The sequence below is a fragment of the Pseudomonas sp. GD03875 genome, from assembly GCF_029840585.1.
Lineage (GTDB): Bacteria > Pseudomonadota > Gammaproteobacteria > Pseudomonadales > Pseudomonadaceae > Aquipseudomonas > Aquipseudomonas paralcaligenes.
Window position 1 is genome coordinate 40503 of record NZ_JAOCCV010000004.1, and the last position, 12992, is coordinate 53494.

The 12992-nt window shown below is 68.1% G+C and carries 13 protein-coding genes; 4 read left to right on the forward strand and 9 right to left on the reverse strand.

Translation table 11 applies throughout. The features are described 5' to 3' along the window. Positions 1–3 precede the first annotated feature (3 nt). The 5 genes from N5D30_RS04510 to N5D30_RS04530 all read right to left on the reverse strand — a co-directional run bounded on the left by N5D30_RS04510 (position 4) and on the right by N5D30_RS04530 (position 4567). Complete coding sequence (locus N5D30_RS04510; RefSeq protein ID WP_279904636.1) at positions 4–1992, reverse strand: dynamin-like GTPase family protein; 1989 nt, start codon at positions 1990–1992, stop codon at positions 4–6. 139 nt (positions 1993–2131) lie between these two features. Then, positions 2132–2428 carry a DUF167 domain-containing protein gene (locus tag N5D30_RS04515; protein WP_279907858.1) on the reverse strand — a complete coding sequence of 99 codons (297 nt, stop codon included), beginning with the start codon at positions 2426–2428 and terminating at the stop codon, positions 2132–2134. Further along, positions 2425–3015 (reverse strand): YggT family protein, encoded by a 591-nt coding sequence (locus tag N5D30_RS04520; RefSeq protein WP_220812408.1) that lies wholly within the window; start codon positions 3013–3015, stop codon positions 2425–2427. Before N5D30_RS04520 ends, N5D30_RS04515 begins: the two co-directional genes overlap by 4 nt. A 13-nt stretch (positions 3016–3028) precedes the next feature. After that, positions 3029–3847, reverse strand: a complete 819-nt coding sequence (gene proC, locus N5D30_RS04525) for a pyrroline-5-carboxylate reductase (protein WP_279907859.1) — start codon at positions 3845–3847, stop codon at positions 3029–3031. 15 nt (positions 3848–3862) lie between these two features. After that, on the reverse strand, positions 3863–4567 hold the full coding sequence (locus tag N5D30_RS04530) for a YggS family pyridoxal phosphate-dependent enzyme (protein WP_279907860.1): 705 nt from the start codon (positions 4565–4567) through the stop codon (positions 3863–3865). A gap of 72 nt (positions 4568–4639) precedes the next feature. Between N5D30_RS04530 and pilT the strand changes: the two genes are divergently transcribed. Together pilT and N5D30_RS04540 are read left to right on the forward strand one after the other, a co-directional pair. Beyond that, positions 4640–5674: a type IV pilus twitching motility protein PilT gene (pilT, locus tag N5D30_RS04535; protein ID WP_279907861.1), complete on the forward strand. Its 1035-nt coding sequence runs from the start codon at positions 4640–4642 to the stop codon at positions 5672–5674. Between the two features lie 51 nt (positions 5675–5725). After that, the gene (locus N5D30_RS04540) at positions 5726–6871 is read left to right on the forward strand and encodes a PilT/PilU family type 4a pilus ATPase (protein ID WP_279904632.1); all 1146 of its coding nucleotides are present in this window, start codon (positions 5726–5728) and stop codon (positions 6869–6871) included. Here the strand turns inward: N5D30_RS04540 and N5D30_RS04545 are convergent. Together N5D30_RS04545 and N5D30_RS04550 are read right to left on the reverse strand one after the other, a co-directional pair. Then, positions 6837–8318 (reverse strand): UdgX family uracil-DNA binding protein, encoded by a 1482-nt coding sequence (locus N5D30_RS04545; protein ID WP_279907863.1) that lies wholly within the window; start codon positions 8316–8318, stop codon positions 6837–6839. The two genes, N5D30_RS04540 and N5D30_RS04545, sit on opposite strands and share 35 nt — an antisense overlap. Next, complete coding sequence (locus N5D30_RS04550) at positions 8318–9529, reverse strand: putative DNA modification/repair radical SAM protein (protein WP_279907864.1); 1212 nt, start codon at positions 9527–9529, stop codon at positions 8318–8320. Before N5D30_RS04550 ends, N5D30_RS04545 begins: the two co-directional genes overlap by 1 nt. 101 nt (positions 9530–9630) lie before the next feature. On the opposite strand from N5D30_RS04550, the gene N5D30_RS04555 reads away from it, so the two are divergent. Then, positions 9631–10029, forward strand: coding sequence for a TM2 domain-containing protein (locus N5D30_RS04555; protein ID WP_220812401.1), 399 nt, complete (start codon positions 9631–9633; stop codon positions 10027–10029). A 3-nt stretch (positions 10030–10032) separates the two neighbouring features. Here N5D30_RS04555 and N5D30_RS04560 read toward each other — a convergent pair whose 3' ends face one another. Continuing rightward, the gene (locus tag N5D30_RS04560; RefSeq protein ID WP_279907865.1) at positions 10033–11007 is read right to left on the reverse strand and encodes a serine/threonine protein kinase; all 975 of its coding nucleotides are present in this window, start codon (positions 11005–11007) and stop codon (positions 10033–10035) included. 55 nt (positions 11008–11062) lie between these two features. Beyond that, positions 11063–11797 carry a ComF family protein gene (locus N5D30_RS04565; protein ID WP_279907866.1) on the reverse strand — a complete coding sequence of 245 codons (735 nt, stop codon included), beginning with the start codon at positions 11795–11797 and terminating at the stop codon, positions 11063–11065. A 61-nt stretch (positions 11798–11858) separates the two neighbouring features. Between N5D30_RS04565 and bioB the strand changes: the two genes are divergently transcribed. After that, positions 11859–12914 (forward strand): biotin synthase BioB, encoded by a 1056-nt coding sequence (gene bioB / locus N5D30_RS04570; protein WP_220812398.1) that lies wholly within the window; start codon positions 11859–11861, stop codon positions 12912–12914. The last annotated feature ends 78 nt before the right edge of the window (positions 12915–12992 follow it).

Genomic DNA, 12992 nt, shown 5'->3' on the forward strand with positions numbered 1-12992 from the left:
GCCTCACGCCGGGTCGGCGGCGCTCTGCTGGCGGGCGACGCCGGGCAGGGTGACGACCTTGCCCTGGCGCTGGATCGGTGCCGGCTTGCGCAGGGCGCGGAGCATCTCGCCGGCCTGGGCCAGCTGGTTCTCCAGCTGGGTGCAGTAGCCGGCCAGCTGCTGGCCGCGCTGGCGTGCCTGCTGGGTTTCCTGGGCCAGGGACTTGAGGCGCAGCATGTGGCTCTCGAGCATCTGCTTGTGTTCGAGGGTGTTCTGCATCAGCGGCATCAGGGCGTCGCTGGCCCACTGTTCCGCTTCGCTGCGCAGGCGCCGGTGCAGGCCGACGACCTCCTGCACCAGGGTGGAGAAGAAGCGCCGGGTCAGGCTGCGCTGCTCCGTCATCAGTGTCTTCAGGTGCAGGCGGAACTGGTCGGCCTTGCCGCGCAGCTGCTGCAGCTCGCGCTGGTAGCCGCGGCTGTTGAACTTCGGCGCATCGACGCCGTGCAGCGGGTTTTCCTCGTTGTGCCGGCGGTAGATGGCCGCGACCATCTTGTTGGCCATCTCGGCCTCGTGCGCCAGGTTGCCGAGGTCGTGCTCCACGTTGCGGAAGAACTCGACGATGGCCTGGTTGATGCCGAGGGTGGTCCAGCTGCCGCTCAGGCCCTGGCGGACCTGGGCCAGGTGGTCTTCCAGGCGCTCCGGGCGCACCGCGGCGCGGAGCAGGTCGCCCTGGCGGTGGAGCAGGCGCTGGTTGGTCTTCAGGCCGAGCAGGCGCTTGTGGTGCTGGCTGTGGTCTTCCTTGGTCTTGGCGGTCAGGTCGAACAGCAGCTGGCCGTTGTCGTGCTGGTGCGCCTGGAGCAACGACTGCTGCTCGCGCACCTTTTCCAGGCGCAGGTTCAGCACGTGCTGGCTGTTGTTGAGCAGGGCCAGCACCTGGTTGACCACGCGGTCCTCGAGCAGCCGCTCCTTCTGCGCGACGATGCGTTCGCACAGCAGGTTCTCCAGGTCGGCCAGCTGGCTGCGGGCGAGCAGCGGCTCGTCCTTGCGTACCTTGGCCAGCAGGGCCTGCTTGGCCGACAGCGGCAGCACGCTGGCGGTGGAGATGCCGAGCTGGCGGGCGGTGGCGTCCTGCATCTGGGCGATGGCCCTGGCGACGCTTTCCTCGCCGGCCAGGTCGTCCCACAGCACGTCGACCTTGTTGAGCACGGCGAACAGGCTGGCCTGGGCGTCGCCATCGAGCTGGCGGATGTGCTCGTTCCAGATCGCCATGTCGCTGGAGGTGACGCCGGTGTCGGCGGCCAGCAGGAACAGGATCGCCTGGGCATTGGGCAGCATCGACAGGGTCAGTTCGGGCTCGCTGCCGAGGGCGTTGAGGCCGGGCGTGTCGAGGATGCGCAGGCCCTGGCGCAGCAGCGGATGGTCGAAGTTGACCATGGCGTGGCGCCAGGCCGGCACCAGCACCTGGCCGGGCTTGCCGGTCGCCTCCAGCATGTCCGGCAGGAAGCCGAGCTGGATCGCCTGCTCCACCGGCATCGGCTTGGTCTTGGCCACCTGGGCGAAGGCCAGGGCCATGTTGTCCGGGTCGCTCGGATCGAGCGGGATGTTCACCCAGTGCCGCGGGATGCGCTTGAACTGCGACACGCTGGCGTCGGCCATGCGCGTCTCGATCGGTAGCAGGCGGATGTAGGGGCGCTCGGAGCGGGGGTCGAAGAACAGTTCGGTGGGGCACATGGTGGTGCGTCCGGCGTGGGACGGCAACATGCGCTGGCCGTACTCGGAGAAGAACAGGGCGTTGATCAGCTCGGTCTTGCCGCGGGAGAACTCGCCGACGAAGGCCAGGGTGATGTGGTCGGTGCGCAGCAGCTTGAGGGAGCGCTCCAGGCGGGCGTCCATCGCTTCCGAGCCGAGGCGGTGCTGCGCCAGCCAGCTGCGGTAGCGGGTGATCTCGCGCATCAGCTCGCGCTTCCAGGCGACGTAGGCATCTACCTGCTGGCTGAGACGTTCCATGCTCATCCCGACACTCCTCCGAGGGGTGGTTCGTGGCTCGACAAGGGCGCAACGATCCGGGACGGTTCACCGGAGATGTCCGCATTATGCGACGGCCATGGCTGCCGTCAATCGAGGCGTGACGGAACTGTGGCTGGGTGGTTGTTCAGGTGGGGCGGACGGTCAGCCCGGGCAGGTCGGGGAGGGTGCGCGGGGCGCGCACGCGCACCCGCTTCTGCCGGTTCAGCTCGCCACTCTCCAGGCTCACCTGGCTCTTGGCGACGCCGAAGGCGGCGGCCAGGAAGGCCATCAGGTGGGCGTTGGCCTTGCCCTCCACCGGCGGCGCGGTGAGGCGGATCTTCATCCGCTCGCCATGCAGCCCGGCGAATTCGTCCTTGCTCGCCCGGGGCTGCAGGTGGCAGTCGAGGATCAGGTCCTCGCCATCCCAGCGGAACCAGCTCACATCAGCAGGCCCAGCACCGACGGCATGTGGGTGGCGGCGGCGAGGTTCTTCACCACCAGCATGTCGAGCAGGTTGATCGCGATGAAGGCGAAGATCGGCGAGATGTCCAGGCCGCCGAGGCTCGGCAGCAGCTTGCGGATCGGCGCCAGCAGCGGCTCGCAGATCTGGTTCACCAGCTGGGCGCCCGGGTTGTAGCTGCCCGGGGCGACCCAGGACAGGATCACGCTGATGATCAGGGCGAAGAAGAAGATCTTGAGGAACAGCGAGGTCACCCCGATCAGCGCCCAGATCAGCAGCTGCAGCGGATTGCCGGTAGTGCCGTAGGCCAGCAGCAGGGTGATGGCCATGATCACCATCTGCAGCAGGATGGCCAGCAGCAGCGAGGCCAGGTCGAGGCCGCCAAAGCCCGGGATCAGCCGGCGCAGCGGGCGCAGCAGCGGCTGGGTGGCCTTGACCGCGAACTGGCTGAGCGGGTTGTAGAAGTCGGCGCGAACCAGTTGCAGGACGAAGCGCAGCAGGACGATCAGCAGGTAGAGGCTGCCCAGCGTCTGCAGGATGTAGATGGCGGCGGTATCCAGTCCGTTCATCGATGCGGATTCCTTATTGACCCAGTTGTTCGGCGAGTTCGGCGGAGCGCCGGGCGGCGGCATCCAGGGCCTGTTGCACCAGGGCCTCGAAGCCGCCGGCCTGGAAGGTCTTGATCGCCGCTTCGGTGGTGCCGTTGGGGGAGGTGACCCGGCGGCGTAGCTCGGTGGCGTCGACGTCGCTTTCGGTGGCCATGCGCGCGGCGCCGAGGGCGGTCTGCAGGGTCAGCTGCGCGGCGGTTTCGCGGGGCAGGCCGAGCTGCTCGCCGGCGGCGGTCATCGCCTCGATCAGCAGGAAGAAGTAGGCCGGGCCGCTGCCGGAGACGGCGGTCACGGCGTCGATCAGGAGTTCCTCGTCCAGCCACACGGCCAGGCCGACGGCGCCCAGCAGCTGCTCTGCCTGCTGGCGCTGTTCGGTGGACGCCCGCGGGTTGGCGTACAGGCCGCTGACGCCCTGGCGCAGCAGCGCGGGGGTGTTGGGCATGCAGCGCACCAGTGCCACCTCGCCGAGCCAGGCGGTGAGGCTGGCGCAGGTGATGCCGGCGGCGATGGAGACGACCAGCTGGCCCGCCTGCAGGCTCGGCGCCAGGGCCTGGCACACGCCTTTGAGCACCTGCGGCTTGGTCGCCAGCACCACGATGTCGGCGCCGGCGATGGCTTCAGCGTTGCTTTCGAACAGTTCGATGCCATGTTCGGCGGCGACCCTGGCGCGCTGCTCTGCACCCGGGTCGCTGGCGCGGATGTGGCTGGTCGGCAGACCTTGGGCGAGCAGCCCGCCGATCAGGCTGGCGGCCATGTTGCCGGCGCCGATGAAGGCGATGCGGGGGTGACTCATCGTGTGCTTCCTTTATTAGTGGGGCTGACCGCGGTCGGGCTGGTTGTAGTCCCGGGCGCCGAACAATGCGGTGCCGATGCGCACCCAGGTGGCGCCCTCGGCGATGGCGGCTTCCAGATCCTGGCTCATGCCCATGGACAGGGTGTCGAGGTCGGCGTTCAGCGAGTCGCGCAATTGGCGCAGTCTGGCCAGGGGCTCGCGCTGGGCCTGCGGGTCGTCGCTGGGTTCGGGGATTGTCATCAATCCGCGCAGACGCAGTCGCGGCAGTTGTGTAACCGCCTGTGCCAGCGCGGGCAGCTCCTCCGGCGCACAGCCGGACTTGCTGGTTTCACCGCTGACGTTGACCTGCAGGCAGACGTTCAGCGGCGGCAGGTGATCGGGGCGCTGCTCGGACAGGCGCTGGGCGATCTTCAGGCGGTCCACCGAATGTACCCAGTGGAAGTGCTCGGCGATCGCCTTGGTCTTGTTCGACTGGATCGGACCGATGAAATGCCAGGCCAGGTCCAGGTCGGCCAGCTCGAGCTGCTTGGCCAGGGCTTCCTGCAGGTAGTTCTCGCCGAAGTCGACCTGGCCGCTGGCGTTGGCCTCGCGCACCGCCTGCGCAGGGTGGGTCTTGCTCACGGCGAGCAGGCGGACCGAGTCCGGATTGCGCTGCGAGGCTTGCGCCGCCTCACGGATACGCTCGCGAACCTTTGCAATATTCTCTGCTATCGTGGACATTACTTGCGCTCTATAGCCCGCCCGTCAGGGGTCTGCGGCATTCTACCTGCTTGCATTCGATTGGGGAGTCCCATGGATATTACCGAGCTGCTCGCCTTCAGCGCCAAGCAAGGCGCGTCGGACCTGCACCTCTCGGCGGGCCTGCCGCCGATGATTCGCGTCGATGGCGATGTGCGCCGGATCAACCTGCCGCCGATGGACCACAAGCAGGTCCACGCGCTGATCTACGACATCATGAACGACAAGCAGCGCAAGGATTACGAGGAATTCCTCGAGACCGACTTCTCCTTCGAAGTGCCCGGCGTGGCGCGCTTCCGGGTCAACGCCTTCAACCAGAACCGCGGTGCCGGCGCCGTGTTCCGGACCATTCCCTCGAAAGTGCTGACCATGGAAGAGCTGGGCATGGGCGAGGTGTTCCGCAAGATCACCGACGTGCCGCGCGGCCTGGTGCTGGTGACCGGGCCGACCGGCTCGGGCAAGTCGACCACCCTGGCGGCCATGCTCGACTACCTGAACAACAACAAGTACCACCACATCCTCACCATCGAGGACCCGATCGAATTCGTCCACGAATCGAAGAAGTGCCTGGTCAACCAGCGCGAGGTGCACCGCGACACCCATGGCTTCTCCGAGGCCCTGCGCTCGGCGCTGCGGGAAGACCCGGACATCATCCTGGTGGGCGAGATGCGTGACCTGGAGACCATCCGCCTGGCGCTGACCGCCGCGGAAACCGGCCACCTGGTGTTCGGCACCCTGCACACCACCTCCGCCGCCAAGACCATCGACCGGGTGGTGGACGTGTTCCCCGCCGAGGAAAAGTCCATGGTCCGCTCCATGCTCTCCGAGTCGCTGCAGGCGGTGATCTCGCAGACGCTGCTGAAGAAGATCGGCGGCGGTCGGGTGGCGGCCCACGAGATCATGATCGGCACGCCGGCGATCCGTAACCTGATCCGCGAGGACAAGGTCGCGCAGATGTACTCGGCGATCCAGACCGGCGGTTCGCTGGGCATGCAGACCCTCGACAACTGCCTCAAGGGCCTGGTGGCGAAGGGCCTGGTCAGCCGCGACGCGGCGCGCGAGAAGGCCAAGACGCCGGAAAACTTCTAATAATGACGTGGCCGCCGTGTCGGCCATGCACGAGACACATGGGCGGGAAAAATGGAATTTGAGAAACTGTTGCGCTTGATGGTGGAAAAGGGCGGGTCGGACCTGTTCATCACGGCCGGCGTGCCACCCTCGATGAAGGTCAATGGCAAGATCATGCCGGTGACCAAGACCTCCATGTCTCCGGAGCAGACCCGCGAGACGGTGCACTCGGTGATGAACGAGCAGCAGCGTCGCGAGTTCGCCGAGAACCACGAGTGCAACTTCGCCATCAGCGCCCGCGGCATCGGCCGTTTCCGGGTCAGCGCCTTCTACCAGCGCAACCTGGCGGGCATGGTGCTGCGCCGCATCGAGACCAACATCCCGACCCTCGACGACCTCAAGCTGCCCGAGGTGCTGAAGAAGCTGGCGCTGACCAAGCGCGGCCTGGTGCTGTTCGTCGGCGCCACCGGTACCGGCAAGTCCACCTCGCTGGCGGCGATGATCGGCTACCGCAACAAGAACACCAGCGGCCACATCATCTCCATCGAAGACCCGATCGAATACATCCACCAGCACCAGAGCTGCATCGTCACCCAGCGCGAGGTCGGCATCGATACCGAGTCGTTCGAGGTGGCGCTGAAGAACACTCTGCGCCAGGCGCCAGACGTGATCCTGATCGGCGAGATCCGTACCCGGGAAACCATGGACTACGGCGTGGCGTTCGCCGAGACCGGCCACCTGTGCCTGGCCACCCTGCACGCCAACAACGCCAACCAGGCGCTGGACCGGATCATCAACTTCTTCCCGCCTGACCGGCACAACCAGGTGTGGATGGACCTGTCGCTCAACCTCAAGGCCATCGTCGCCCAGCAGCTGGTGCCGACGCCGGACGGCAAGGGCCGCCGCGCGGTGATCGAGGTACTGATCAACACCCCGCTGGCCGCCGACCTGATCCGCAAGGGCGAGGTGCACGAACTCAAGGGCCTGATGAAGCGCTCCACCGAGCTGGGCATGCAGACCTTCGACCAGGCGCTGTACAACCTCTACACTCAGGGCGAGATCACCTACGAGGACGCCCTGCTCTACGCCGACTCGGCGAACGACCTGCGCCTGATGATCAAGCTGGGTTCGGAGACCGACGGCGATCACCTGACCAGCATCGCCCAGGGCCTGAGCCTGGAGGTCAGCGACGAAGATCCGGGGCGGCGCTTCCGCTGACCGCCTCCGCCGCCAGCTGGCGCGCCTGCTCCAGGGCCGCGACCAGCTCGGCGAACCGCCGCTCGCCCTCTTCCCCCGCCCGCAGCACCGCTGCCGGGTGGGGTGCCACCACGATCCATCGCTCCCCCTGCCTGAACGGCGCGCCGGCGAAGTCCGCCAGGCGCAGGCGCTGCGGCTCGAAGGTTTCCAGCAGCGCGGCCAGGGCTGTCTTGCCGAGCGCCACCACCACCTCGGGCGCGACCCGCGCCAGCTCCTCGTCGAGCCAGCGGCGACAGGCCTCGATCTCGCCCGGCTTGGGCGTGGCGTGCTTGCGGGTGGCGGCGCGGCTGTTCGGGCCGCCCCGGGGAGTCCACTTGAAGTGCTTCACCGCGTTGGTCAGGTACAGCGCCTCGCGGCGCAGCCCCGCCCGCGCCAGCGCGCGGTTCAGCACCTGCCCGGCGGGCCCGACGAAGGGGCGGCCGGCGAGGTCTTCCTGATCGCCCGGTTGTTCCCCGACCAGCATGATCGGCGCCTGCTCCGGCCCTTCCCCCGGCACCGCGCAGGTCGCGCCGCGCCAGATATCGCAGTCGCGGCATTCGCCCAGCGAGGTGCTCGGTGCCCGCCGTGGCTGGGCCTTGTCGCTGGCGATCAGCACCTCCTTGCCCTCCCGTTCGCCGACGCTGGCGGCCTGCGCCAGGCGCTGCTGGCCGGCGCGGGCCTGGCTCATCAGCTGCGGGATCAGCGGGCCTTCCGGTAGGTGTTTCCAGAAGCGCACCGGCATGTTGCTTTCCAGCACGTCGCGGTTGAGCCGCGCCGGATTGAAGGTGCTGCCGTAGTAGGCCAGCCAGAGTTCGGCGCCGGGGTCGTCGGCGGCGCGCGCCAGTTCGCGCAGCTCCGCCGGGCAGGGCCGCAGGAAGCGCAGCTGGGCGCCGTCCCAGAGTGCCGCCGCGTCCGGCGTAGCGATCAGCCAACTGCTCCGCCCCAGCCGCTCGGCGAAATGACCGGCGGCCATCTCCAGAATGTCGTGGGCCGGCTCGTGCCAAGCGACGAAGGCCGGCGGCCCCGCCTCGGTGGGGCGCTGCCGGAAGCGCAGGAACGCGTGCATGTGGTGGGCCTCGCGGCGCACGCCCTTGATCCGTCGCTGCAGCACGCTGCCGTCGCCGTCTCCGGCAAGCATGGCCGCGCGGTCGCCGTGGGCCACGCGCCAGAGCACCCGGTAGAGCAGGGCCCAGCGGTCGTCGGCGCGATAGCGCGAAGCGCTCTCCAGCAGTTCGGGCAGCTCCCGGGGGATGCGCGGGGCGGGAGCGGACGTGGGTGCCGGGACCGTGGCCGACAAACCGGCGAACAACTGGCCGCCGTCGTCGCCCGTCCGCCAGTTCACCGCCTGGGCTTCGACGCCGGCCCGCAGCAGGCGGCGGGCCTCGCGGCGCCAGTCGGCGAAGCTGCCGTCGAAGCGCGCGTCGTGCATCACCACAGGGCCATCTGCGCCGGCGTGTCGCTGAGCTGGCGGCGCAGGGCGGCGGACTCCAGCGTGGCCTGCCGGGGGCGGTAGTCCTGGGTGACGATGAAGGGCCTGACCTTGTCCATTGCGCAGCGCAGGCGCACCACGTCGGCGTAGCGAATCCGCCGCTGGCGGCGCAGCTCGACCAGGCGCTTGGCGCTGAGCACGCCGATGCCCGGCACGCGGGCGATCATCGCCGGTTCCGCGCGGTTCAGGTCGAGGGGGAAGTGGGCGCGGTTGGCCAGCGCCCAGGCCAGCTTGGGGTCGATGTCGAGGGCCAGGTTGCCGGGCGTGGCGATCAGCTCGCGGACGTCGAAGCCGTAGCCGCGCAGGAGGAAGTCGGCCTGGTACAGGCGGTGCTCGCGCAGCAGCGGCGGCGCCTCGAACGGTACGCTCTTCGGGCTGTGCGGGATGGGGCTGAAGGCCGAGTAGTAGACCCGCTTGAGCTTGTAGGCGCCGTACAGGGTCTGCGCGGTGTGGAGGATGGTGCGGTCGTCGGTGTCGTCGGCGCCGACGATCATCTGGGTGCTCTGCCCGGCGGGTGCGAAGGCCGGCCCGCGCCTTTCCTCGCTGGCCTGGTCCACGCCCAGGCGGATCGATCCCATCGCCTGCTTGATGGTGCCGACGCTCTTTTCCGGCGCCAGGCGGATCAGGCTGGCCTCGCTGGGCAGCTCGATGTTGACGCTGAGGCGGTCGGCGTAGCGGCCGGCCTCGGCGATCAGCTCGGGCGAGGCGTCGGGGATGGTCTTGAGGTGGATGTAGCCGCGGAACTCGTGTTCCTCGCGCAGCAGCCGGGCGACGCGCACCAGCTGTTCCATGGTGTAGTCGGCCGAGCGGATGATCCCCGAGCTGAGGAACAGGCCGCTGATACAGTTGCGCCGGTAGAAGTCCAGCGTCAGGCGCACCACTTCCTCGGGGCTGAAGCGGGCGCGCGGCACGTCGCTGGAGCGGCGGTTGACGCAGTACTGGCAGTCGTACAGGCAGAAGTTGGTCAGCAGGATCTTCAGCAGGGCCACGCAGCGCCCGTCCGGCGTGAAGCTGTGGCAGATGCCCATGCCGTTGGTCGCGCCCAGGCCGGACTTGCCCCGCGAGTCGCGCTTCGGCGCGCCGCTGCTGGCGCAGGACACGTCGTACTTGGCCGCGTCGGCCAATACGGTTAGCTTGTCGATGAGTTCCATGCGTCGGTCGATATACTGTTTTTATATACAGTATTTTGTGATCAACTAACGCGCAAGGTCTCGTTCCGGCCGGTCGTCGGCCCGTCATTCAGGGAGTTCACATGCAACGACAGGACACGCACAGCAAGGTCATCGGCTATCTGCTGTGGATCTTCGGTTTCCTCGGCTCGCACCGCTTCTACTACGGCAAGCCGGTGACCGGGACCATCTGGTTCTTCACCTTCGGCCTGCTGTTCATCGGCTGGATCATCGACCTGTTCCTGATCCCCTCCATGGATCGCGAGGCCGACCTGCGCTTCACCGCCGGCGACGTCGACTACAACGTCGCCTGGATTCTACTGACCTTCCTCGGCGTGTTCGGCGTGCACCGCATGTACCAGGGCAAGTGGATCACCGGGATCATCTACCTGTGCACCGGCGGCCTGTTCCTGATCGGCGTGCTGTACGACTTCTGGACGCTGAACACGCAGATTTCCGTGCGCAACGCCTCCCGCGCCTGACCCTCAGAACAGCCGCAGCGGCTCTTCGTCGAGGGCCGCGATCTGCTCGCGCAGCATCAGCACCTGGTCGCCCCAGTAGCGCTCGTTGGCGAACCAGGGGAAGGCCAGGGGGAACGCGGGGTCGTCCCAGCGGCGGGCGATCCAGGCGCTGTGGTGGAGCAGGCGCAGGGCGCGCAGGCCCTCGATCAGCGGCAGCTCGCGCGGGTCGAAATCGTGGAATTCCTGGTAGCCGTCGATCAGCTCGGCGAGCTGGCCCAGGCGTTCCTGGCGCTCGCCGGCGAGCATCATCCACAGGTCCTGCACGGCGGGGCCCATGCGGCAGTCGTCGAGGTCGACCACGTTGAAGGTCTCGTCGCGGTACAGCAGGTTGCCCGGGTGGCAGTCTCCGTGCAGGCGGATGGCGCTGTAGCGCACCCGGCCGAACAGCGCGTCGAGGCGGCCCAGCAGGTCCTGCGCCACCGAGCGGTAGGCCGGCAGCAGGCCGCTCGGAATGAAGCCGCCCTGCAGCAGGGTGTCCAGGGAGGCATGGCCGAAGTTGTCCACCGCCAGGGTCTCGCGCTCGGCGAAGGGGCGGGTCGCCCCTACCGCGTGCAGGCGGCCGAGCAACTGGCCGAGCCGGTACAGCTGGTCCAGGTTGCCCGGCTCCGGCGCCCGGCCGCCGCGGCGGGGGAACAGGGCGAAGCGGAAGCCGGCGTGTTCGAACAGGCTCTCGCCGTCGCGCTCCAGCGGCGCCACCACCGGTACCTCGTGCTCGACCAGTTCCCGACTGAATGTGTGTTCCTCGCGGATCGCCGCGTCGCTCCAGCGATCCGGCCGGTAGAACTTGGCGATGAGCGGCTCGCTCTCCTCAATGCCGACCTGATAGACCCGGTTCTCGTAGCTGTTCAGCGCCAGCACCCGGGCGTCGCTCAGGTAGCCGAGGCTTTCCACGGCATCGAGAACGAGATCGGGGGTGAGGGTGGAGAAGGGATGGCTCATGGCGTGCTCCGGTCGGGGGCGCCCAGTGTACCCCCGGCAGGGCCGCTTTACCGGTTCAGTCGCCGGGCCGCGGCGTGCGGGCCAGGCAATAGACGTCCACCCGGGCGGCGCCGCGCCCGCGCAGCAGCCGCGCCAGTGCGCCGGCCGTCGCGCCGGTGGTGAGCACGTCGTCGACCAGGGCCACGGCCAGGCCGTCCGGCTGTGCATGATCGGCAAGGGCGAAGGCATGGCGCAGGTTGCGCCGGCGCGCGGCGGCGTCCAGCTCCTGCTGGTTCGCGCCCTCCCGCGGGCGCAGCAGCCAGTCGTCGCGCACGGGTATCCCCAGTGCCGCCCCCAGCCAGTCGGCCAGCATCCCGGCCTGGTTGAAGCCCCGGCGGCGCAGGCGCTTGCGCCCCAGCGGCACGGGCAGGAGCAGGGCGGGCCGGGGCAGTCCCTCGGCGAAGGCGTGCAGCAGGTGATGTGACAACTGCTCCGCCAGCAGGCGTCCCAGAGGCCATCTTGCCTGGTGCTTGAAGCGGGTGATCAGGCTGTCCACCGGAAAGGCGTAGCGCCAGGCCGCCTCCACCCGGTCGAAGGCCGGTGGCCGTTTCTGGCAGGCGCCGCAGATCAGCCCACTGGCCGGCAGTGGTACTGCGCAGATGCGGCAGTGACCGCCGAGCCAGGGCAGCTCGTCCTGGCAGGCGCCGCACAGGGGCTGGCCGGTGTCCGCCGTCTCGTCGCAGAGCAGGCAGTGTTGTTTGTTTTTTGTCCAGATGTAAACCTGGTCGTCCGTGAATGGTTGACAGCGCATGGTCCTTCCTTCGACTATGCCTCGCAGCCGTGTAACACAGCCTAGAACAAGGAATATCCCCATGAGCGCCAGCATCGCTTCCGCCACCCGTCACGATTGGTCCCTCGCCGAGGTGAAGGCGCTGTTCGAGCAGCCGTTCAACGACCTGCTGTTCCAGGCCCAGATCGTCCACCGCGCGCACTTCGACCCGAACCGGGTGCAGGTCTCCACCCTGCTGTCGATCAAGACCGGCGCATGCCCGGAAGACTGCAAGTACTGCCCGCAATCCGGCCACTACAACACCGGCCTGGACAAGCAGAAGCTGATGGAGGTGCAGAAGGTGCTGGAGGCCGCCGCCGAGGCCAAGGCCATCGGCTCCACCCGCTTCTGCATGGGCGCGGCGTGGAAGCACCCGTCGGCCAAGGACATGCCCTACGTGCTGAAGATGGTCGAGGGCGTGAAGAAGCTGGGCCTGGAGACCTGCATGACCCTCGGCAGGCTCGATCAGGAGCAGACCCGCGCCCTGGCCGAAGCCGGCCTCGACTACTACAACCACAACCTCGACACCTCGCCGGAGTTCTACGGCAACATCATCACCACCCGCACCTACTCCGAGCGCCTGCAGACCCTGGCCTACGTGCGCGACGCCGGGATGAAGATCTGCTCCGGCGGCATCCTCGGCATGGGCGAGTCCCTCGACGACCGCGCGGGCCTGCTGATCCAGCTGGCCAACCTGCCGGAGCACCCGGAATCGGTGCCGATCAACATGCTGGTCAAGGTCGAGGGCACGCCGCTGGCCCACGAGGAAGACGTCGACCCGTTCGACTTCATCCGCATGCTGGCCGTGGCGCGGATCATGATGCCCAAGTCCCACGTGCGCCTGTCCGCCGGCCGCGAGCAGATGAACGAGCAGATGCAGGCCCTGGCCTTCATGGCCGGCGCCAACTCGATCTTCTACGGCGAGAAGCTGCTGACCACCGCCAACCCCCAGGCCGACAAGGACATGCAGCTGTTCAAGCGCCTCGGCATCAAGCCCGAGGCGCGCGAGGAGCATTCGGACGAAGTGCACCAGGCGGCCATCGAGCAGGCCCTGGTCGAGCAGCGCGATTCGCAGCTGTTCTACGACGCCGCGGTCTGAGACCCGTTTTTTCCGTGGGAGCGGCTTCAGCCGCAATTGATTGCACGGACAATCGCGGCTGAAGCCGCTCCCACGGCC

Excerpts from the sequence above, each read along its gene's own strand:
- N5D30_RS04530 (WP_279907860.1), bottom strand. The coding sequence starts at position 4,567 with ATGTCCACGATAGCAGAGAATATTGCAAAGGTTCGCGAGCGTATCCGT.
- N5D30_RS04555 (WP_220812401.1), top strand. The coding sequence starts at position 9,631 with ATGCAACGACAGGACACGCACAGCAAGGTCATCGGCTATCTGCTGTGG.
- pilT (WP_279907861.1), top strand. The coding sequence starts at position 4,640 with ATGGATATTACCGAGCTGCTCGCCTTCAGCGCCAAGCAAGGCGCGTCG.
- N5D30_RS04560 (WP_279907865.1), bottom strand. The coding sequence starts at position 11,007 with ATGAGCCATCCCTTCTCCACCCTCACCCCCGATCTCGTTCTCGATGCC.
- bioB (WP_220812398.1), top strand. The coding sequence starts at position 11,859 with ATGAGCGCCAGCATCGCTTCCGCCACCCGTCACGATTGGTCCCTCGCC.
- N5D30_RS04545 (WP_279907863.1), bottom strand. The coding sequence starts at position 8,318 with ATGCACGACGCGCGCTTCGACGGCAGCTTCGCCGACTGGCGCCGCGAG.
- N5D30_RS04550 (WP_279907864.1), bottom strand. The coding sequence starts at position 9,529 with ATGGAACTCATCGACAAGCTAACCGTATTGGCCGACGCGGCCAAGTAC.
- N5D30_RS04520 (WP_220812408.1), bottom strand. The coding sequence starts at position 3,015 with ATGAACGGACTGGATACCGCCGCCATCTACATCCTGCAGACGCTGGGC.
- N5D30_RS04565 (WP_279907866.1), bottom strand. The coding sequence starts at position 11,797 with ATGCGCTGTCAACCATTCACGGACGACCAGGTTTACATCTGGACAAAA.
- N5D30_RS04510 (WP_279904636.1), bottom strand. The coding sequence starts at position 1,992 with ATGAGCATGGAACGTCTCAGCCAGCAGGTAGATGCCTACGTCGCCTGG.
- N5D30_RS04540 (WP_279904632.1), top strand. The coding sequence starts at position 5,726 with ATGGAATTTGAGAAACTGTTGCGCTTGATGGTGGAAAAGGGCGGGTCG.
- proC (WP_279907859.1), bottom strand. The coding sequence starts at position 3,847 with ATGAGTCACCCCCGCATCGCCTTCATCGGCGCCGGCAACATGGCCGCC.